This window comes from Pedobacter kyonggii (assembly GCF_004310665.1).
In the GTDB taxonomy this organism is placed as follows: Bacteria; Bacteroidota; Bacteroidia; order Sphingobacteriales; family Sphingobacteriaceae; genus Pedobacter; species Pedobacter kyonggii.
The window spans coordinates 93,121-113,538 of sequence record NZ_SIXF01000013.1 but is presented as its reverse complement, the minus strand read 5'-3'; the positions used below and the strand labels follow the sequence as shown (position 1 = coordinate 113,538).

17 protein-coding genes are annotated in these 20,418 nt (G+C 40.5%); 3 read left to right on the top strand and 14 right to left on the bottom strand.

What is annotated here, in order from left to right:
* Positions 1–2 precede the first annotated feature (2 nt).
* From hemN to EYS08_RS14545, 9 genes are all read right to left on the bottom strand, one after another.
* Positions 3–1,349 (bottom strand): oxygen-independent coproporphyrinogen III oxidase, encoded by a 1,347-nt coding sequence (hemN, locus tag EYS08_RS14585; RefSeq protein ID WP_131030737.1) that lies wholly within the window; start codon positions 1,347–1,349, stop codon positions 3–5.
* Positions 1,349–1,777, bottom strand: a complete 429-nt coding sequence (locus EYS08_RS14580) for a Rossmann-fold NAD(P)-binding domain-containing protein (RefSeq protein WP_131030736.1) — start codon at positions 1,775–1,777, stop codon at positions 1,349–1,351. The genes hemN and EYS08_RS14580 overlap by 1 nt, the downstream gene beginning before the upstream one ends.
* A 262-nt stretch (positions 1,778–2,039) precedes the next feature.
* Positions 2,040–3,071, bottom strand: a complete 1,032-nt coding sequence (locus EYS08_RS14575; protein WP_131030735.1) for a response regulator — start codon at positions 3,069–3,071, stop codon at positions 2,040–2,042.
* 24 nt (positions 3,072–3,095) lie between these two features.
* Positions 3,096–4,286, bottom strand: coding sequence for a PAS domain-containing sensor histidine kinase (locus tag EYS08_RS14570; RefSeq protein ID WP_131030734.1), 1,191 nt, complete (start codon positions 4,284–4,286; stop codon positions 3,096–3,098).
* Between the two features lie 57 nt (positions 4,287–4,343).
* Entirely contained in the window at positions 4,344–6,125 is a 1,782-nt protein-coding gene (locus EYS08_RS14565; protein ID WP_131030733.1) for a hypothetical protein, read from the bottom strand.
* A 230-nt stretch (positions 6,126–6,355) separates the two neighbouring features.
* The gene (locus tag EYS08_RS14560; RefSeq protein WP_131030732.1) at positions 6,356–7,666 is read right to left on the bottom strand and encodes an ATP-binding protein; all 1,311 of its coding nucleotides are present in this window, start codon (positions 7,664–7,666) and stop codon (positions 6,356–6,358) included.
* A 408-nt stretch (positions 7,667–8,074) separates the two neighbouring features.
* Positions 8,075–8,530, bottom strand: a complete 456-nt coding sequence (locus tag EYS08_RS14555) for a pyridoxamine 5'-phosphate oxidase family protein (RefSeq protein WP_131030731.1) — start codon at positions 8,528–8,530, stop codon at positions 8,075–8,077.
* A 32-nt stretch (positions 8,531–8,562) separates the two neighbouring features.
* Positions 8,563–9,597, bottom strand: a complete 1,035-nt coding sequence (gene adhP, locus EYS08_RS14550; protein WP_131030730.1) for an alcohol dehydrogenase AdhP — start codon at positions 9,595–9,597, stop codon at positions 8,563–8,565.
* 55 nt (positions 9,598–9,652) lie between these two features.
* The gene (locus EYS08_RS14545) at positions 9,653–10,528 is read right to left on the bottom strand and encodes a universal stress protein (RefSeq protein ID WP_131030729.1); all 876 of its coding nucleotides are present in this window, start codon (positions 10,526–10,528) and stop codon (positions 9,653–9,655) included.
* Positions 10,529–10,744: 216 nt separating this feature from the next.
* Between EYS08_RS14545 and EYS08_RS14540 the strand changes: the two genes are divergently transcribed.
* Positions 10,745–11,110, top strand: coding sequence for a helix-turn-helix domain-containing protein (locus EYS08_RS14540; RefSeq protein WP_131030728.1), 366 nt, complete (start codon positions 10,745–10,747; stop codon positions 11,108–11,110).
* A gap of 25 nt (positions 11,111–11,135) precedes the next feature.
* Here the strand turns inward: EYS08_RS14540 and EYS08_RS14535 are convergent, their stop codons facing one another.
* Genes EYS08_RS14535 through EYS08_RS14525 form a run of 3 tightly spaced genes read right to left on the bottom strand, consistent with a single transcriptional unit; the run spans position 11,136 to position 13,731 of the window.
* Positions 11,136–11,726, bottom strand: a complete 591-nt coding sequence (locus tag EYS08_RS14535) for a YceI family protein (protein ID WP_131030727.1) — start codon at positions 11,724–11,726, stop codon at positions 11,136–11,138.
* Positions 11,727–11,773: 47 nt separating this feature from the next.
* Positions 11,774–13,090 (bottom strand): hypothetical protein, encoded by a 1,317-nt coding sequence (locus EYS08_RS14530; protein ID WP_244215961.1) that lies wholly within the window; start codon positions 13,088–13,090, stop codon positions 11,774–11,776.
* Between the two features lie 23 nt (positions 13,091–13,113).
* Positions 13,114–13,731 (bottom strand): YceI family protein, encoded by a 618-nt coding sequence (locus EYS08_RS14525; protein ID WP_131030725.1) that lies wholly within the window; start codon positions 13,729–13,731, stop codon positions 13,114–13,116.
* A 425-nt stretch (positions 13,732–14,156) separates the two neighbouring features.
* Here EYS08_RS14525 and EYS08_RS14520 point away from each other — a divergent pair, with 425 nt between their 5' ends.
* On the top strand, positions 14,157–15,584 hold the full coding sequence (locus EYS08_RS14520; RefSeq protein ID WP_131030724.1) for a S41 family peptidase: 1,428 nt from the start codon (positions 14,157–14,159) through the stop codon (positions 15,582–15,584).
* Positions 15,585–15,653: 69 nt separating this feature from the next.
* On the opposite strand, the gene EYS08_RS14515 is transcribed toward EYS08_RS14520, so the two are convergent.
* Together EYS08_RS14515 and EYS08_RS14510 are read right to left on the bottom strand one after the other, a co-directional pair.
* The gene (locus EYS08_RS14515; protein ID WP_131030723.1) at positions 15,654–16,346 is read right to left on the bottom strand and encodes a response regulator transcription factor; all 693 of its coding nucleotides are present in this window, start codon (positions 16,344–16,346) and stop codon (positions 15,654–15,656) included.
* Complete coding sequence (locus tag EYS08_RS14510; RefSeq protein WP_131030722.1) at positions 16,333–17,787, bottom strand: sensor histidine kinase; 1,455 nt, start codon at positions 17,785–17,787, stop codon at positions 16,333–16,335. The genes EYS08_RS14515 and EYS08_RS14510 overlap by 14 nt, the downstream gene beginning before the upstream one ends.
* 109 nt (positions 17,788–17,896) lie before the next feature.
* On the opposite strand from EYS08_RS14510, the gene EYS08_RS14505 reads away from it, so the two are divergent.
* Positions 17,897–20,281 carry an outer membrane beta-barrel protein gene (locus EYS08_RS14505; protein WP_131030721.1) on the top strand — a complete coding sequence of 795 codons (2,385 nt, stop codon included), beginning with the start codon at positions 17,897–17,899 and terminating at the stop codon, positions 20,279–20,281.
* The last annotated feature ends 137 nt before the right edge of the window (positions 20,282–20,418 follow it).

The following is a 20,418-nucleotide window of genomic DNA, read 5'->3' as shown; positions in this document are numbered from 1 at the left end:
TCTTAAATTGATGAACTGAACAATTGGGTTTTGGGCTGTTTAAGCCATAGTTTCTCGTCGAAAGCCATACACACATTCCGTAAAAAAGATCGTCCTTTGGTGGTAATCCTGATTTCTTTTTCTGTTACCCAGATCAACTTATCGCGTAATAAAGGCAACAGCCTGCCATACACTTGTTCTGGAATACCCTCATTGTACATTGTATTTTCCTTGCACATGATGTTAAGGATATGTTTTCTTACCTCAATATCTTCGCCTGTAAGGAAATGGCCTTTTTCTACAGGTAGTCTACCTTGTTCAATTTTATTGAGATAATCTTCTACCGTTTTAGGGTTTTGTGCAAAAGCTGTCCAGCTATCGCTAATAGCAGATACGCCAAGGCCAATAAGTAAATGGGTATGTTTATTGGTGTAACCCATAAAATTGCGGTGCAGCTTCTGTTCAGTCATTGCCTGGAATAAAGAATCGCTGTTCAGTGCAAAATGGTCCATCCCTACATCTTTATATCCTGCGGCATCAAGCAATTGTCTGCCCAATTGGTAAAGCGCAAATTTTTCGTCGGCCAGGGGAAGATCTTTTTCTGTATAATGCCTTTGGCCGGGTTTTAACCAGGGCACATGGGCATAACTGTAAAAAGCAATGCGGTCTGGCTTCATATCGATTACCGCTGCTATGGTATCCGCTAAGCCCGGAATTGTTTGTCCCGGAAGACCATAAATCAGATCGAAGTTAACAGAGGTATAACCGATTTCCCTTGCTTTTGTGGTAACTACAGCTACCTGTTGGGGCGTTTGAAAACGGTTGATCAGAAACTGCACTTTAGGATCGAAATCCTGGATTCCCAGGCTTAATCTTTTAAAGCCAAGGCTGTACAGCGTAGTTAAGTGTTCACTGGTAGTATTGGCTGGATGTGCCTCGAAAGAAAATTCGGCATCAGGAGCCAAAGTTGAATTTTGCAGAATGCCATTGATCAGTAAGCCCAGGTTCTCTGCGCTAAAAAAAGTTGGTGTTCCCCCACCAAGGTGCAGTTCTTTTAGTTTGGGTTTCTCCCTCAAAACATCTACATACATTCTCCACTCCGAAAGTACTGCTGCTATATATGGCAACTCTACCGAATGGTTTTTAGTAATACGCGTATTGCAGCCGCAATAGGTACAAAGGCTTTCACAAAACGGAAGGTGGATATAAAGGCTAATCCCTTCTTCCCTGCATGTTGCATAGGTACTGGCCACACTGCCCAGCCAACCGTTTGCATTGAAATTTTCGTTATCCCAGTAAGGAACAGTTGGATAACTGGTGTACCTTGGCGCGGCAACATTGTATTTTTTAAGTAGTGCAGCAGTTTCCATTATTTCAGCGCTTTTACGGTAGAACATTCGTTTTGACAGCAGCATGCGCTACCTACGCATTTACCCGCAGTCCATTGATCGAGGTTTTTGATCACCTGTTCCATCCGCTGTTTAGCGTCGGCATCGCCGGATGCCAAAGGAACATTTGCCACTTTGATCCCGGCAGAACCGGCAGCTTTTAAATCAAGATGATCTGTTTGGAAGGATGAGGTTGCGATGTATTTTATACCCAGGGCTTTTAGTCCCAGAATCATCGCCTCGCTTAGTTCATCGTTGTTAAAAACCAGCAGGGCTTCCTTTCCGGTTGCAAATGAAAGCGTATCAATAGTTAAACTATTGGCAATTATGGTAATGTCGTGTTTTTTATAATTGGCCAGTACCAACCATTCCTTTTCATCGGGTTTGATGTTGTAAGCTATAGCTTTCATATACAGAGTTTATGAATACAAAACTATAGCGGAAGTAAACCGCAACAGGTGAGGATGCTTAGAGAAAAAAATGATTTTTATTACATTTCTTAGTTTAGCGTTGGGCGTTTGCAGCCAGTTAACCGATTGATTAGTCCATCAACAACCTGGCTATCAACTATGAACCATCCAGCTATTGACCAATGGGCAGGGTAAGTTGGGCGTTTGGAGTCGATTAACCGATTTAAACAATTAACCGATTACCCCCTAAGCAATGAACAATTTACTGCTTAATATTTCTGAGTTTTTCGATCGAGCGGATATTGATGGCATTGCCGGTTTTATCAATCAGTTTTTCATCTTTAAAATCAGCGAGCATTCTGCTTACTGTTTCGCTGGCCGTACCTACCAGCGCAGCAAGGTCATCACGAGAAATCCGGATGGTACAGCTATCTTCAACACTGTCTCCAAATTTAGTGGCCACTTGTAGCAACGCTTCTGCTACACGTTTCCGTACCGATGAATAGGCCAATTGAAGCATTTGCTTTCCTTTATCGCGCACATTTCCAGACAATAAAGCAATGAAAGTTTTGGATACGGCCTGATGGTTGAGCAGGTACTCCATAAAATCGGCTTTGGGGATCTGGATAATGTCCGATTCAATTAAGGTTGCTGCATTGTCTGTGTATACTTCGCCATTACATAAACTTTCATATCCAAAAAAATCCCCATCATGATACAAACTCGACGAAAGTTCCCTGCCATCCTTAAAACGTTTATAGGTTTTTACCTGGCCCTTAACTACATAATAAAGATGGGTTGGTTCATCCCCTTCCACATAAATAATCTGTTTGTTAGCAATTGGCTTTGATTTGCCCTTTTTACGGAGCTCGTCCATCACCGCTTCGCTATTGCCTGATCCTGCATTAAAGCCAGCTGATTGCTGTTTCTTTTTAAACCTGCTTTCTATGGCCTTAAAAAGTTCTATATCATCAAACGGTTTGGTGAGGTAATCATCTGCCCCCATTTCCATGCCTTTTCGCATGTCTGCCCGCTCGGTTTTTGCCGTAATGAAAATAAAAGGAATATTTGCCGTTTTCTGGTTTTTGTTCAGTAGGTATAAAACCCCGTAACCATCCAGTTCTGGCATCATGATATCACAGAGGATCACATCAGGCAAATAATTCAAAGCCATTTCTACACCTATTTTACCATGTTTCGCGGTAAAAGTTTCATAACCCGCCAGATCCAGCACCTCAGCTGTACTTTCTCTTATGTCGTCATTATCTTCAATAATCAAAACTTTCTTGTTCATAGAGATTGGGTGTTTAATTGTAAATTATTTACCAAGCACAAAACTGAGCGTAAAAACCGTACCTGAGTTTTGTTCGCTTTGGCAGGCTACAGTGCCATTCATCAGCCCTACATATCTTTTTACAATGTTCAGGCCTAAACCTGTGCCAGGGATATCGCCCGTATTGTGTGCCCTGAAAAATGGTTCGAATAAGTTGTGCTGGTCCACTTTTGGAATCCCTATACCATTATCTTTTACCTCCAAAATGAGTTCATCATCTTTTAAAATAGAATTGAACTGGATCAAAGTATCTGCGCCCGAGTATTTTATCGAATTGGAAATCAGATTGATCACACAGTTTTTCAACAGGTTCGGATCGAGGTAAACTTCGGCAGTTGTACCTGTATGTTCGTAAATAATATGCTGGTTCTGTTTGGTCATCATCTGCATTTCTTCAGCTATTTCTTCAGCAAAGCTGATGATATTGAAGTACTGAGCTGATGCTTCTACTTTTCCGGCCTCGAGTTTTTCGAGCGAGAGGAAATCGTTTAGGATAGTGGTCAGGTTATTGATCGAATTTTTGATTTTCAGTGTATGTTTTTCTACACTGGCCACATCATGCTTGGAGGTATATTTATCTATTAAAGAAGCTGATAATTGTATCGAACTGAGTGGTGTTCTAAACTCATGCGAGGCCATAGAAACAAACCTTGTTTTGAGCTGATTGAGCTCCTTCTCTTTCTGAAAAAGCGCCTGCATATTTTCCTTGGCCATTTCGAGTTCGGATACCAGCTTAACAAGATCGTGTGTACGTTCTTTTATTTTAACCTCTAGTTTTTCGGTGTAACTTCTAATCTGCTCCTCATTGGCTTTTTCTTTACTCAGATCGTGGATAAAACCGGTGTAAATTTTACGGTCGCTAAATTTTATTTCGCTTACCCCCAGTCTGAAGGGGAAAACCGAGCCATCCTTACGTTTTCCGGAAACCTCCCTGCCAACACCTATAATGTGTTTCTGCCCGGTATGTTCATATCTGGATAAGTAGCCATCATGCCGGGAATGATCGGGCTCTGGCATTAAAACCGATACATTTTTGCCTACCAACTCTTCTCTGCCATAACCAAAAAGCTCAAGTGCAGCCGGGTTTAAATGTTCTATGAGTCCCTTATCATCAATGGTAATAATCCCATCAATGGCATTTTCAATAATTGCATCTAAAAATTTCGATCTATTCATGTAACACATCAGTATATCCTTGTAAATATAGAAAAGTTATTGCCGATCTTTTTTCTATTATTCAACAATCAGTCCGTCCAGTTTGTCTTTAGACTTTGCCAGCTGCTCATATAATGCTTTTAATTCGCCGGATGCCTGATCTGCAACCTCGGCAAAAAGCTTTTTATAATAATTTATCCCTTCGGCCAACTGTAATTTGAATCCGTTTAACTGTTTTATTTTTTTATCGCTGAAATGTTGAAGCTGCTGTTTGATATCTTCCTGAAGATAATCGATATAAAGATTGAGCTCTTTGATGAATATGTGTGGCCGTTCTACCTGCCTCAACAGGTTAATTTTCCCGTAAATATGGCCCACCATTTCATCAAGTGAATACACATCAGAAAAATAGGCCAGGTTTGGCCCGGGGCAAATGGCTACTGCAGTGCTTTCTTTTGGTTTAGCCATGTCATGTTTCAAATAGGTAGCGGCGCACAAGCCCTCACAAAGGCAAACTTTTTCGGTTACCAGATTAAACTGTTTTTGGTATTCATCTGCTGACAGGCCAGCAGTTTTGAGGCTTTTGATCTTTAAATGCTGATATTCGCGGGATGCTGTGCAGATGGCTTGCTCAGTAAATTCGGTATTGTTGCAAAGGTATTTTTTGGTGCACGGGCTTCCGGGCCTACCCTTTTCAATTCTTTCAACCCGTTGTTTTTCTATACTGCTGTTTTTAAAATTATTAAACTGAATACCCAGCGGAGAGGCTCCACTTAGGTAAAAATCGCTTTCTGTTGAGCTGGCCAATTGCGCCAGTGTTCCGGCATCTACATTGGTTACTTCTGGCACCAATAGGAATGGGCTTCCCCATCCTGTTGCATCGAGATTATAGTATTGAAGGAGAAAATTGTGTTCTGCAGCCGTACCGATCCCACCCTGAACACTTACCCGCTGTTTGGGCTGTTTTTCTGTTTGGATTCCCTTGTGCGCCAAAGCAGATTGGTACATTTTAAAAAGCTCAGCAAGCATATCGTTTTTTTTGAGCTTAAATTCCTCCAAAATCGGCCCCAGTAAATATCCTTCTGTTGCAAATGCATGACCACCACAGTTTAGACCCGACTCTATCCTGAATTCTGAAACCCATAAACCCTTTTTTGCCAAAAATTTAGCCTGGATCAGTGCCGATCTGAAATCGCTTACTTTTAAGATGATTTTCTTTTTCAGCTTGCCATTTTCATCTGGAAAAAAGTCTTCAAAATTTTCCATATAACTGTATAATTTCGGATTCATACCAGCCGATAGCACCACTGAAGCGTTTAGTTTACTTTCGGCAAAACCACGGAGCGCAGCCAATGCATCGGTATTGGTATCGCCCGAATATTCGCCATTTACATAATTCATTTTATCTACCTTAGCCATGATGTTCACATCAATAGCCCCTACCTGCATCGCATTTTTTAAAAGCGCCTGGAAGGTCAGCTTGGTTTCACCTTCAGGATATTGCAACATCAGGTCATAACCATGCTTTAATTTAGCCGTATCGGGCAGTAACTCAAAATAACGGCAAATATCATTACCAGTGGCAAAATCCTGTTGTTTTAGGGCTTTAAAATCGTTGGTTATGGTTTCCGATAAAAAGTTGAGGTAGGCCGTGATGCGTTTACTCCGGCTATCGGTTTCACCTTTAGGAATCGCTTCGAAATGAATCTGGCGGTTTTTTGAATGAAAAGCACGCATGCGCTCAATCAGTTCGTCATCAACAACAGATAGTACGGATGAAATACCGTACCTGGCAACTTTTAGTGGCGTATCAATAGAATAGCCGAGGCCCAATACGGGGATATGGAATGAATGTGGCATGGTGTTTCGTAATAAGGTTTGGCCTTTTATAACAAAAAGCCGATGATTTCGACAGCAAAACTATTATAGTTGAACTGATCTGGAGATGATGCCTGTCAAAACGAAAAGTGAGTGAGGTCACTTTTTAAGGTTTTATAATATCAAACTTGACATACTGTTATAGCAGTCCCATTCGCTTAGCAAAATAAATAATTCAATACCCATAATATCAAAATCGATTACTAATTATATTACATATCTTCAATGGATAAACCAATGAATTCAGCACGATAATCATTGAATTGAGCTTTAAGATTTCTGGTTTTATCTTTTAATCCGGCTATACTGATGTTTTCTTTTTTACGTTTTACTTCTCCAAAAATGATTGATTTTTCCAAATCGTTTACAGCAACGATATCAATTTCATTTTGATTGTTTTTTTCCCAATAGGTTCCAATCGCAGAAAAATTTCCTTCCTCAATCATTTTTTCGATAAAATATTTTTCCAGGATGCGTCCACTATAGGTCTGGTAATCACGCTTAACAATTTCCTTTAAATAGATTAAGTTTCCTATTTCTACCACACTACGATACTTATAAATAAAGCGGAACCAGAAATTCAGAAAGTTATCGTTAATATAATATTTCATCGATCGGCTATTGGGTTTGGCGAAAATTGGCTTTATCTTACTAATCAGATTGAACTCGTTTTCTAAGCGGTCTAAAAAACCTCCCGTCTGCATTTCCATAATGGATTCAATTTCTACCCTAGAGGTTTTCGAAGAGGCAATTAATGATAAAATAGAGAAATAGTTTCCGTATTCCTTACCAAATTCATCAACGAGCACATTCTTTCCTTCGTCCAAAAAGAGCGAATTTTCTGCCAGGATAACATTCAAAATTGACTCGAATGTAAATGCCTTTTCTTCGATCAGCAATTCTACATACTTAGCTACTCCGCCAGTTACCAAATAGAAAGCAAGTAAATCATCATTCGTATAATCCGGATAATAATCTGCCAGAATTTTCTTGAGCGTAGAAATGGTAAAGGCTTTCAAATGTATTCTGCTTGTTGCTCTACCAAATAACGGTTCCTTAGCATGTTCAAATATCCGGCTCATTAAAGAATAAACGGACCCACATAAGATCAGATTAATTTTAGCTGCTCCTTTTTGGCTAACCCAAATGTTTTGCATATCGCTATAAACAGAAGGATTGATGGTATTAAATTCCTGAAATTCGTCTATAACTAAAGTGAAATGCTTTGTTTTGGCCAATTCCATCAAATAGCCAAACACACTTTTAATGGTCTTAAGCTCCCCAAATATTTCAACCTGTAATTTATAGCGGATCTCCTGCACAAATTCCTCGCAAAGTAGTATCTCGTTCTTTTTGGCAACAAAAAAATACAGCATTGGTCTACCTGCATTTGCCTCAACCAGCAAACTTGTTTTCCCAATCCTTCTTCGACCAACAACGAAAGTCATTTGCGCCGTTTGTTTTGATCGTTCCTCAATTTTTTGAAGTAAGTTGAGTTCCTTTTCGCGATTATAAAATTTCATATCATTTCCATTATCGCAATACACATTACAGTAATCTGCATTACGATAATTCAAATATAAGTTTTTTCCTAAATTATTAGTGTGGTATTTTTATCAAGTGTCATAGTATTTCGTTATATAATATGCCCTTTCATAACCCATAAATTTCATCAACAAAAATACAGTAGTTGAATTAACCCGCAATGGATGCCTGTCAAAGCAAAAAACGAGCTGAAACGTTTTTAGTGGGTCAGGATCCTAGATCTGGATGATTGAGGGCAGTTTTCCCTAAAATCGTCTTTGAAGGCTGATTTTTCATCTGCTGCGGCAATCTTATCATAGGTTGGAAGAATTGCTTTCCCGAAAAAGTCGGGACAGCCTGTCGTTGCTTCTCCCAATGATGTCACATTTTGGAATCTGTTATTTCTGTCAATCAACGCTATCGTTTATCTCGAATCTACCTGTTTTAAGATGAAAGATAATTTTGAACACGATAATATCTTCATCATAAGTATCTTTCTTGCCAGTTCCATGCGATGGTTGCTCCGAAGGGGTATTGGTTAAAGGCATCATTCGGTGGATAATCCCCTGAAGTGCCCTTTGTTTTTCTGTTGCATCGGTGATTTCTTCAAATTTGCCCCAACACACCGCACTCTTCCAGTTAAAGGTATCGCGGATCTGATCGGTTTGAAAGCATACCTGGGGATTACTTTTCATCATCCTGATTTTTTGTCCTGGAGCAGAATGGGCGTAGACCATGCCGCTGCTGTACACATAATTAATGGGTACAATATAGCTTAGCCCATGTGCATGGCAGGCCAAACGGCCAATATGTTGTTCTTTAAGGAGCTTTTCTATGTCCTCTTCTTTTAATATTCCTAACATCTTCTTATTATTAAATATTGATTGATAAACACCTAATCACCAGAGATATCCAAAACAATCCGCCCATCAATCTCGCCCTTTTTCATTTGATCGAACACATTATTGATGTCTTCCAGTTTTGCTGATTTAACCTGTGCCCTTACCTTTCCATCTACCGCAAATTCAATGGCTTCCTGCATATCCTTTCTTGTGCCTACAATAGAGCCTCTAATGGTTATCCTGTTAAGTACTGTATCGAATATGGGAAGGTCAAAACTGCCCGGAGGTAGTCCGTTTAGTGATAAAGTACCTTTCCTGCGTAATGCCGAAAGCCCCTGGCTAAAAGCAACAGGTGTTACTGCCGTAACCAATACGCCATGCATACCCCCGGTTTGTTTTTTAAGAAATTCACCCGGATCATGTTCTAGTGCATTAACAACAATGTCTGCACCGAGTTTTCTGGCCATTTCCAATTTATCGTTCGAAATATCAATCGCAGCAACCTGAAAGCCCATGGCTTTTGCATACTGAACACCAAGGTGACCAAGTCCGCCAATACCTGATATGGCTACCCATTCACCTGCTTTTGCATCAGTTTCTTTTAAACCTTTGTATACGGTAACCCCGGCGCAGATAATGGGTGCCATTTCTGCAAAATTTACATGCGAAGGGAAATGGGCAACGTATCTCGAATCGGCAATTACATACTCTGCAAAACCGCCATCAACACTATAGCCTCCATTCTGCTGCTCATAACATAACGTTTCCCAGCCTGTTAAGCAAAATTCGCAACAGCCACAGGCACTGTATAACCATGGTACGCCAACCACATCTCCTTCTTTAACACTTTTAACATCATGTCCCATTGCAGCTACCAGGCCGATGGCCTCGTGGCCTGGCACCAATGGCATTTTTGATTTTACAGGCCAGTCGCCATTACAGGCGTGCAAATCGGTGTGGCATACCCCACATGAAATTACCTTAACCAAAATCTCATATTGATTGAGCGGTCTAACCGGCAGTTCCTCTATGGCCAGTGGTCCTCCATATTCATGGATAACTGCGGCTTTCATTGTTTTAGGATACATATACTTTTGTTTAACAATAGATTATAAGAATTGAATTTTATCTGGTGATGGGCAATTACATTGGAATGTTATGTGATGGTGGTAAAACCAAAAGCGGGATCTGAATATGATCTGACATGTTTAGGGTGTAACTGCCTTTAAGCAGGCGATGAAAAAAACTATGTTTTCGGTGCACCATGGTCAGGATATCGATCTGTCCGTTTTCTACGATCCAATCTAAACCGTCCTTAATCCGTTCACTGTTTATATGCCTATGGTAGATATTTCTATAGTTAACCCGGTCGGCAACCTGATTTAAAAAATCTTCCGTTGTATGCTTATCCCCTTCTGGTTCTGATTTTGAATTACCGGTATGTGTAATGAGTATATCGGCATTAAAAGGTTTTGCAAATTCGGCAAGTGTACATAAAACGGGGATATCACTATGGCTAAAATCTGTGGCAAAAGCGATTTTTTTAGGTTTCTTAAACCTATATCCCGCAGGGATAAGCAAAACAGGTATTTCCTGCTCAATAATTTTTCTGGCAACACTGCCCATAAGTGTTTTGGTTAACTTATCTGCGCGGTTTAGTCCGGCCACAACGAGGTTCATTTTACACTCGGTAAAATATTTACTAACCTCTTGTTCAACCTCGCCACGAACAGATCTCCCAAACACTTCTGCTTTAAAACCAAACTCATGATGGGCCTTTTTATATTTTTCTTCAACTTTTTCGACCAGTTTGCCTAAGGCTTTTTTAGCATCAGCTTCTATAAGCTTATATTCTTCAAGCGGCCATACAAGAGATGCCGCAGCAGGAGAAAACTCAGGAACCTGAAAAACATTTAACAGTTCTACTCTGGCACCAATACCATGGGCCAGATCAGTTGCATAATCGGCTGCGTTTTCTGCCGTTGCAGAGAAATCAACAGGTACCAGGATCTTTTTCATAATGGGTCTTTTTTGATAGTGTATAAAGTTTGTAAAAAGCCCGTGTTAAAAATATGAGCCGCATCAGTTATTAAAATGATTCTCCCGGTGTTACCATTTAAGTGCCCGATCATTATTATGATATGTTAAAGAAATATTTAGACTAATTATCATTACCACAAAAAATGATTAAATCAGCATGCTTTCTGTAATTTCAGTGTTTTAAAATTATACAAGATGAGTGTCCATATAGGCTTAATGATCTGGAAGGAAATGAAGCAGAAAGATATCTCTGTTTCAGACATTGCCGCCGCCCTTGAGATCAGCAAAACAAAAACGCAGGAGATGCTGAATACCGCAACTATCGATATTCTTACTTTGGTCCGTGTGAGTGAAATCCTGAGCTACAATTTTTTCAGCTACTACGAAAGCGGAAAGGTTTTCTCTAAAATCGAGTTACAGGAAAAAAAACGGCTAACCGCAGAAGTTGACCGGTTGAAGGCATTGCTCGCCGAAAAGAACAAAGCGCTGGAACTTCAGGAGCGGTTAAACAAGATTCAGTTCAGTACGATTTCGCTATTGGAAAAAGGACAATTTAGATAAATACAAATGCATTAGCACACCAGAATTACCCTGCCCGTTCCATTTTTAAAAAGAAAGCTACAACCAGTTGATCTTTGGCCTGGATGAGCCTGCCTATTTTTTTTGGAGGGATGAGATGAAAATCAGAAAAATTGATGGCTTGTTGCCCTATCAGCTCGATAGTGCCCCGTTTAACATTTATCTGATAACAGATTTCGTATCTTTTTAATACCCCTGATAATGTGATCTCCACATCGCCCTTAACAAAACTATTCTGACCTTCGGAAGGGATTTCTTTTAAGGACAGAAATTTGATCCTTAGCACTGGGAATCTGTTCTCCTTCAAGGTGTTTAGCAGTTGTTTGGTCATCATCGTACTGTTACAGTCAAAATTTTTTACCTCCAGATTTAAGATTCCTGAAAGCGCAATATGTTCTGTTTTATCTTTCGAAACCAGAACGGTATCGGTTTTGGGATACTGCAGGATTACGCAGGAAAAGCGGTTTATATTGGTGGATCCATTAACAGTGAGCATACTGTTTTCACTCACCACCCATCTTGAGGTACTTCTGGTTTTTCCTGCAGGCCTCAAGCCGGCAAACAGCAAAAAAAGGATAATTAACAGTAGTTTCATCATGGTTTTTAAAGGCCGGAACAAATCGCTCCAGCCAAATAGTCTATTGGCTAAAATCCTACAACAGCCTGGATCACATAACCTTTGAATTTCCCTCCGCTCCGGAAATCTGCAGTTGGGAAATCTTTATATTTCTGGCTCACATACTCACCTTTTAACAATATGTTTTTGGTCATAAACCATCCCGCAGCAATAGCAATGCGGTCTATTTTTACGTCATTGTTATAAGTTATTGCAGGTGTTGTTCCGGCAGCCGACACATTAGCCATTGCGGCCGTAACCACATTATATTTTGCACCAATAAAGAAATTTTCTGTCTTTCCGAACCTGTAAACACCATCTATTGCCATCTGCTCAGCTCCTCTGCTGTCTACCTCTGTTTTTGATCTTCCCTTTGCGTTTTCATAAGTTGCAAACAGTTCCAGCCCCTGAAATTTTATAAATGCGTTTAGCTGAAGGGCATTAACTTTTTTGGTAAAACCAGGGTTAAACCGTCCTGAGAAGGCATTGGTAGTATTTACTGCGCCAACTTTTTCCAGCACCATAAAATAGTTCGAGCCGGTACGGTCGCCGCCATATAAGGTCTGTCCGCCAGAACTGTTATTGCTATAATAGGAGGCTGCAAAACGCACCCTCAAATCGCTGTTCAATTGTTTATCAAAGCCGCCTTTTACATAAACGGCTGGTGATTTGTGCACATTTGCATCCTGGGGAGTCGCGATCAGGCTATCGATATTACCTTTGATCATTCCATTTGAAACACCGATTAAACCAAACAGCGCATTTTTTCTCACCAAAACTTCTCCGCCTATTTCGGTTGTAAACCCATCCATGATGTAATTTTCAATAAACGGGTTATAAATCGTTTGTCCGCCATCCGACCTGCGGAAATGCTGATCACCATAGTTGATTTCCATGTGTCCGATTTTGATGGTTGTTACTGCCATAATATCTTCCAACAATTTGCCCTTAAACGGCAGCTTATCAAACTGGATATATCCACCCTTCACCCAGGTTTCGTTGTGGTGGCGGGAAGAAAGATAGCTGGTGAGGTTCAGCCTGATCCCATCTGAGAGTTGTACATCCATGAATAGATTCGCATTGGCAGTATTAAAGCCCGGAGTTATTTTATATAGCCCGCCAGATGTGTTTTCATGTTTTAGCCCTTGAAAAGACTGGGTAAATCCAGCACCAAAACTGACTTTTATTTTATCAAATACGGCATTGCTATCTTTGGGTGCTTCAAAAACATTAATACCGGATTTATCGTAAGGCCTAAGATTGGAAACCTGTGCCTGTACGCCAAAACTATACGAACTTATAATTGCTACTATAAGGGCAGAAGCTAGTGTAAATTTATTTTTCATGATTTTATCTTAGTGATGAATTGTTATTTAGCTACTGATGTCTTAACATAGTCTAACTCGAACCTGACAACGAGGTTGTTACCCACCTTCATTGTGCCAAGCATAAAACTTGGTGGTTCAATACCATAGTCGGTTAGCATTAATTGTTGGCTGCCATGGCAACTGATGGAACCATCTGCATTTACCAAAGCCATTACCTTCATTGAAAGGCTCTGTGTTTTCCCGGCAATGGTCAGAATTCCAGTGGTCTGAATCGAATACCTTTTTGCCTGTACCATGGTAACTGTTGCAAAAGTGAGCTGGTAGCTTATCTTCGGAAAATCAGTTGCGTTAAGCGTTTTATAGGTACGGTCGTCCATAGCAGATTTACCACTTTTGAGGCTCTTTGCCGTTAGGCTAAATTTTAGCGCCGTTACATCTGTCATTTCGCCACGGGCATTGAAATTAAATGCACCTGTGCTTTCGAACTGTTTGGATGTCATCGACCAATCGTGAACATTGGATGTGCCCATTACCTTAACTGAACTGCTGGCTGTTTGCGAAAGCTGATATGTTGTTTGTGCCACTGTTACCAGCGGGGAGAGCATAAACAATAGGGTGATAGGTCTGATTTTTTTCTGGAATATGTTAAATGTTTTCATAGCAGGGTTATTGGATTAAACTGTTGGTCAAACCTACCCTGTTCTGCGTCGAATTTTATGAGGAGCACCAGATTGAAAACTGATGGTCATCACTTTTCAACCACATTACATCCTGAAAATCAATAATATAATTTTTTAAAAAAGCTTTTCAGCTAAGGCTCAACAGATTCTGCTCCAAACTATAGCCCACAACTATTTACCATGCAGTATTAAAGGCATCTTAAAGATTGACCAAAATAGATCCAATCAGGTCGGGTTGGACCTTTTCATTTTCATGTCTGATCAGGTCTTTCTTTGCATTATAATATACCTGCGCTGACAATCATAAAATTTAATGCAATTTTAATTATGCTATTTAAATCGGATGCCATACCATCAAAAAACCTGATAACTTTAATATATTAGTGTTCAATCAAATTACTGTGATGAAAAGACTATGTATCCTCCTTATTACCGCTACCTTTCCCTTTTTACTTATGGCACAACAGATACCCTGTAATTGCCTGCAGAATTTAAATGAAGCAATTATTAAAACTGAGCTCAACTATGCCGGATTTCCGCAAAAAGTATATGTTAAGACAAAACCAGCCTATGAAAACCTGGTAACCAGCCTCCGCAAAAAGGCAGAAAATGAAAGCAATCCTAAAAACTGCTATTATCTTATTAAAGATTATGTTAGATTTTTTGCAGACAAACATTTTTCATTGACATACCTCAACAAGGATGATTACGAAAAAGAGACCGTAGCTGTAGACGAATCTTATTTTAAAACACTGAAACCGGCTATTGGCGCTGAAGGCATATGGATAAACGCGGACAGTTCAATTAGGCTGGGGATAAAAAAATTTCCGGGCAATGAATACAAGGCTATTGTACTTAGTGCAAAGGATAGTATGCTCCACAAGGGACTTGTCTATTTTACGCTAAAACCGCACCAAAAAGGCTATCTGCTAAATCAGTATAATGTATTTAACAGTATAGATTTTTATGCTCAGCAAAGGGACGGCCTGTTACAGCTGTGGAATTTTTCACTTTTTGGAAGGGTTTTCCCAAATGAAATGACTGCAAAACAAAAAAAGGAGTTAGGTACATGGAAAAACAGCAACAATGGCCTCGATTATTCTCGGTTGGACGAGGAAACCAGCTATATCAAAATACCGACCTTCTTTAATAACGACAGTAAGATCGAGAAATTAGTTGCAGCCCATGATAAAGCCATCAGGAATAGTAAGTACCTGATCATAGATCTGCGTGGGAACGGAGGGGGCAATTCCGGTTGGAGCTTTCTCTTACCCTACGTGATGACCAACCCGATCAAACAGGACAGCCCCCTACTTCGCATTTCACAGGACAATGTCCGGCTCAAAAGATCAGAGCTTGAGTATTTCGTCAAAAATCCAGTACCTGTAGATCTAAAAAAATACTATACTGATGAATATGTAGCTAACCTCAAAAAAATCTACGAAGAACTCACATCTGCCAAGAATACCTTTTATCAGATCCCAGGGTTAACGATCCCCCTTGATTCTGTTCTTGGCAGCCCCGCTAAAGTTGCATTAATTACCGATGAACTTTGCGGAAGCTCCGCAGAATACTTTTTCCATTTAATGAAACAGAGCAAAAAGACAACACGGTACGGTAGGAATAGTGTAGGCATGATGGATTATGAAGGCCCAACATCACCAACACCGCTTCCGTGCAAAACGCTGATACTCATGATGCCGGTTTCCAAATCGAGCTGGACTGATAAGAAGCCTATTGATGAAACCGGGTTCAGTCCTGATGTAAAGCTTAGCATACCGGGCAATCAGTGGGTTGAATACATTATCAAGGACCTTAAAAGGAAAAATTGAATAATATTATTCAATTTTTCCTTTATAGCGATTAGGAAAGCTTTCATTATTTCAATACGTAACACATCATCAACAAATGAGCTTATATCCTACCCCGCGCAAACTGATGATCTGTATTTCAGGTTCATTTTTTAAGAGCTTTCGCAGATGTGCCATAAATACATCCATACTGCGGCCATTGTAAAAACTGTCTTCTCCCCATATTTTGATCAGCGCATCCTCACGCTCCAAAATGTTATTGCGGTTTTTCAGTAATAATTCAAGCAGGATAGCTTCTTTATAAGAAAGTGAATATTCACCGACAGAAGTTTTTAGTTTTTGGGCTACAGGATCGAGTTCGCAGTTCCTGAACCGGTATTTTCTATCGGGATCTTTTTCCTCGTTATTCGCAGGGCCAAAGCGTTTTAAAAGTGATTCCATCCGCACCAGCAGCTCATCAATGCTAAAAGGTTTTTTAAGATAGTCGTTTCCACCGCTTTTAAATCCCATCACCACATCTTCGGTAAGGGCTTTTGCACTCAAAAAGATGATCGGAATATTGGGGTCTGATTTTCTGATTTCGGCTGCCAGTGTATAACCATCCTTTTGGGGCATCATGATGTCGAGTACACAGATATCAGGCTTTTCTTTTTCAAATTGCGCCCAGGCAAGCGCTCCATTTAAAGCCAGCTTTACCTCGTAACCACTGCTGGTTAAGCCATCGAGTACAATGCGCGCCAAAAAAGGCTCATCTTCTGCATATAAAACCTTAGTTTTCTTCATACAATGGCAAAATGATCATAAAATTACTTCCTTTCCCTATTTTGCTCTGCAGCGCAACACGCCCGCCGTGGAGTTCTACCACCTGTTTTACATAATGAAGCCCCAGGCCGGATCCTTTCACATTGTGGATATTATCCTGGCTAAAAATCCTGAAAAAGCGTTCGAAAACCTGTTGCTGATAAATTGCTTTAATCCCCGGACCATTATCCTTAAAACTAATGGTTAACTCACGATCAGCAATGCTGCAGGAGACCTCAATTTTGGATTGCGCCGGCGAATATTTCAATGCATTATCAATCAGGTTATAACATACGTTAGCAATATGCATCGCATCACCTTTGATAAAATAGGGTTCATCGGAAGGCGCAAGTATAAGCTGTGTATTCTTCTCGCGTACCTGAATATCCATAGAAAAAATCACCTGTCTGAGTACGGATTGAATTTCGAAGAGGGTAAATTGCAATTTTGTTTTTCCTAGGTCCATTTGTTCCTGCTTAAGCACCTTTTCTATCATCGCCTGTAAACGATGTAATTCGTGACGGCTTATATTAATGTAATTCTGCAGCTTTTCGGGCTCATCAATCAAACGATATTTACTGATCGATTCAAGGGCCACGGCAATTGTCGAGATTGGTGTTTGGAGTTCATGCGTGATGTTACTCGTAAAGCTCATTCTCGCCTGGGCATAAAGCTGCTGATTTTTCATCAGCCTGATGAGCAGGTAGAAAGCGGCGGCTGTGAGCGCCAGCATCAGAAACGACGAAATGAGGTAATACCTCATCTGATAAATGATCAGCCAGGTAATACTTGGCACCACCAGCTGATACTGTTTCTGAAACTTAAGGTTATAGGTGTATTTTCCACTCACGAAAGAAGATGCATCTTTAGAAACCGCTTTCCCTTTCACCAACTTCCCGTTGGAATAATCGTAAAGGGCATAATTCCTATCGATAGCCACCCCCAAGCCATCGAGCCGATGGTTCACCAAACTATCCATCTCCTTCATGTCCTGCTGATCTTCCAGCGAAACTTCCCGTTGCGATTTGCCATCGATAATGGCTGTTGATTTGTTATCGGTCTGCTTTTTAGGATTGTTCGGGAACGACATTTTCATTTCTACTACCGAGCTATCGTTGGTAATTCCATAATGGAACCGGCTGTGCAGGTTATCCACTTTTAAATCATCAAAAGCGTGCTTGAGCACCAGCCATTCTGGTGAGAGGAAAAACTGCTGAAAACGGATACTTTTCTCGTGCCCCTTCGCGATGCTCTGATAGCTTATCTGCCTCGAAGCATCGCTAACAATAGATTCGAGTACCGCAGCAACAGATTTCTTTTGCGCCAGATACAACTGCCGTATCCATGCACATTGCAGGCACAGGCTAATCATCAGTGTAATAACCGCCAGCGGAAAAACATATCTGGAGCTAAGCCATTTCATTCCCCTAAATTGAACAATTCATTTTATCAATGGAAGTCTGGGCCGAAGATTTAACCATATTTAACCGAGATTAACTTTGCTTAACATGCAAAGCATTTAGTTTTGAAACATGAAAAAGTTAACCCTACTCCTTCTTTTCTGCTTCCCCTTGATCACTTTAGCGCAATTACGTAAAGGTTTGGTAACCGATAAAACCGGTGAAGCAATTGACGGGGCAACCATTGGCTTGCACCGCGGAGACTCGACCCTAGCCGTCCAGACTTCAAAAAACGGGTTGTTCAGTTTCCCGCAGCTTTTTATAGGCAGTTACATTTTAAAGGTTAATGCTGTTGGATATAAAAATACGGTTCAAGCATTGAATTTTCCGATGGATTCGGTTGTTGTCGTGATGATCAGTGAGGATAGAACCCTGGAGCAGGTAACGGTATCTGCTTCAAAACCACTTATTGTGAGAAAAATCGACAGGGTGATATTCAATGTCGAAAATAGCATCGTAGCCAGTGGTGCAACGGTTTGGGATGCTTTGGGCAAAGCACCGGGCGTACAGACGCGTTTTGACGGTGGGATAACGGCGAACAACAAAGGTGTGGTGATTTACATGGATGATAAGCCCATCAGGTTATCGGGCGAAGATCTGGCCGCATACCTCCGGAGCCTTCCTTCAGATAATATTGCCAAAATAGAAATTATTGCCAATCCAACGGCCAGGTATGATGCCCAGGGCGGTGCGGTAATCAATATTATTTCTAAAAAACCAAAAGGCGACGGCTTTAACGTGGTGCTTTCCGGCGGTTATACCCAATCGACCTATAGCAGCTATAACCCAAGTATGGTGTTCAATTATCGGAAAGACAAATTGAATGTATATGGCAGTTATGGCTACAGCAGACGTAAAAAGGACCATACAGAAAGTGAATATATTATTTTCGACTCGCCTGAGAACTATTCGGATTGGCGGAACGATAAATCGGGAATACGTTCGGGGAATGCGAACAGTTATAAAATCGGCGCAGACTACAACCTAACCGATAAACAGGTAATCGGGATTTTGGTAAATGGCTACAATGGTGCGAACAGCAGACTGAATAGTACATTAACTACTATTGTTAACAACCACTCGGCACTACCAGATTCTATTCTTCATACCCAAAACATTTCTAATGGAAAAGCATATCAATATAGTTTCAATCTCAACTACAAAATTAAATTAGATACCAACGGCCGGAATATTAATGTAGATTTAGATTATGTTCCTTACCAGAACAAAAACAGCCAGCAGGTAGATACTTATAGCACAATGGGTAATGGCAATCTGCTTCCCAACAATTACCACATCTTTACCCCATCTAACCAGAATATTGATATCTACTCGGGAAAACTGGATTATTCGGATAAGTTCTGGAAGAAATGGACGTTTGAATCGGGTGTAAAATATAGCAGTATCCGAACACGCAACAGTTTTGATTTTTATAACAATCCAACAACCGGCCCTGAATTAATACCTAACCGCAGCGACCGCTTTGAATATGCAGAAAACATATCGGCCATTTATGCCAGCATTAACGGAGATGTTGGCAAATGGAGTTTTGAGGGCGGCCTACGTGGCGAATATACCCGGACAAATGGCAAATCGCTGGTGTTAAACACCAACAACCAGAACAACTATTTTAAGCTTTTCCCAACGCTTTTTGTAGCGTATAAAATGAATAAAGACAACGAAATAAAACTCATCTATAATTCGAGGATCAACAGACCTGAATACTGGAGGTTAAATCCTTTTAAATCTTATACCAGTCCTTACACTTACCTGGAAGGAAACCCTGCACTGCAACCTGCTTTTATTTACAATGGCGAACTGGGTTATACCTATAAACAGCAATATAACATTTCATTTTACCTACGGCGGGTGGTTGATTATTTTAGCAATATCTCGGTACAGGATAACACTTCAAAACTCTTTTATGATACCCAAAGAAACCTCGATTTGAGTCAGGAAATGGGCTTCTCGGCTTCCTTTCCCATTAAGGTATCTACCTGGTGGGAAATCAACAATTATGCACAGGGCTCCTATCGCCAGGAAAAGTCGGGATATTTACAGGCCCGTTATGATTATCATGTTTGGGGTATTTACCTCAGCTCTAATCATGCTTTTACATTGAACAAAACACAGGGATTGAAAGCGGAAATCAGCGCATGGTACTCTTCTCCGACCATACAGGGCATTTATAAACTTGCACAGCTTTATGATGTGAGCGCAGGTGTGAGCAAGAGTTTGTTTAAGGGCAAAGGTACTTTAAGGTTGGCTGTAAACGATATATTTTATGGAAATCCCTACCGTATTGATGTTGATTACGAGAATCAACATAATGGTTTTTATGAGCAGAATGATACACGTAGTGCTACTTTAAGCTTCTCGTACCGGTTGGGCAGTAATCCAACGGCTACCAGGAAAAGAACTTCGGCCAGTGAGGAGGAAAAGAAACGCACGCAGTAAATTTTAACCACAGATGCACATAGATACACGGATTTTCGTATCTGTGCGCATCCTTTCTATCTGTGGTTAAATTATTTTTATTGCTTGGGTCATAGCGAGATGCTACGACTATGACGGCGTGTTTATTTAGTAAAAAA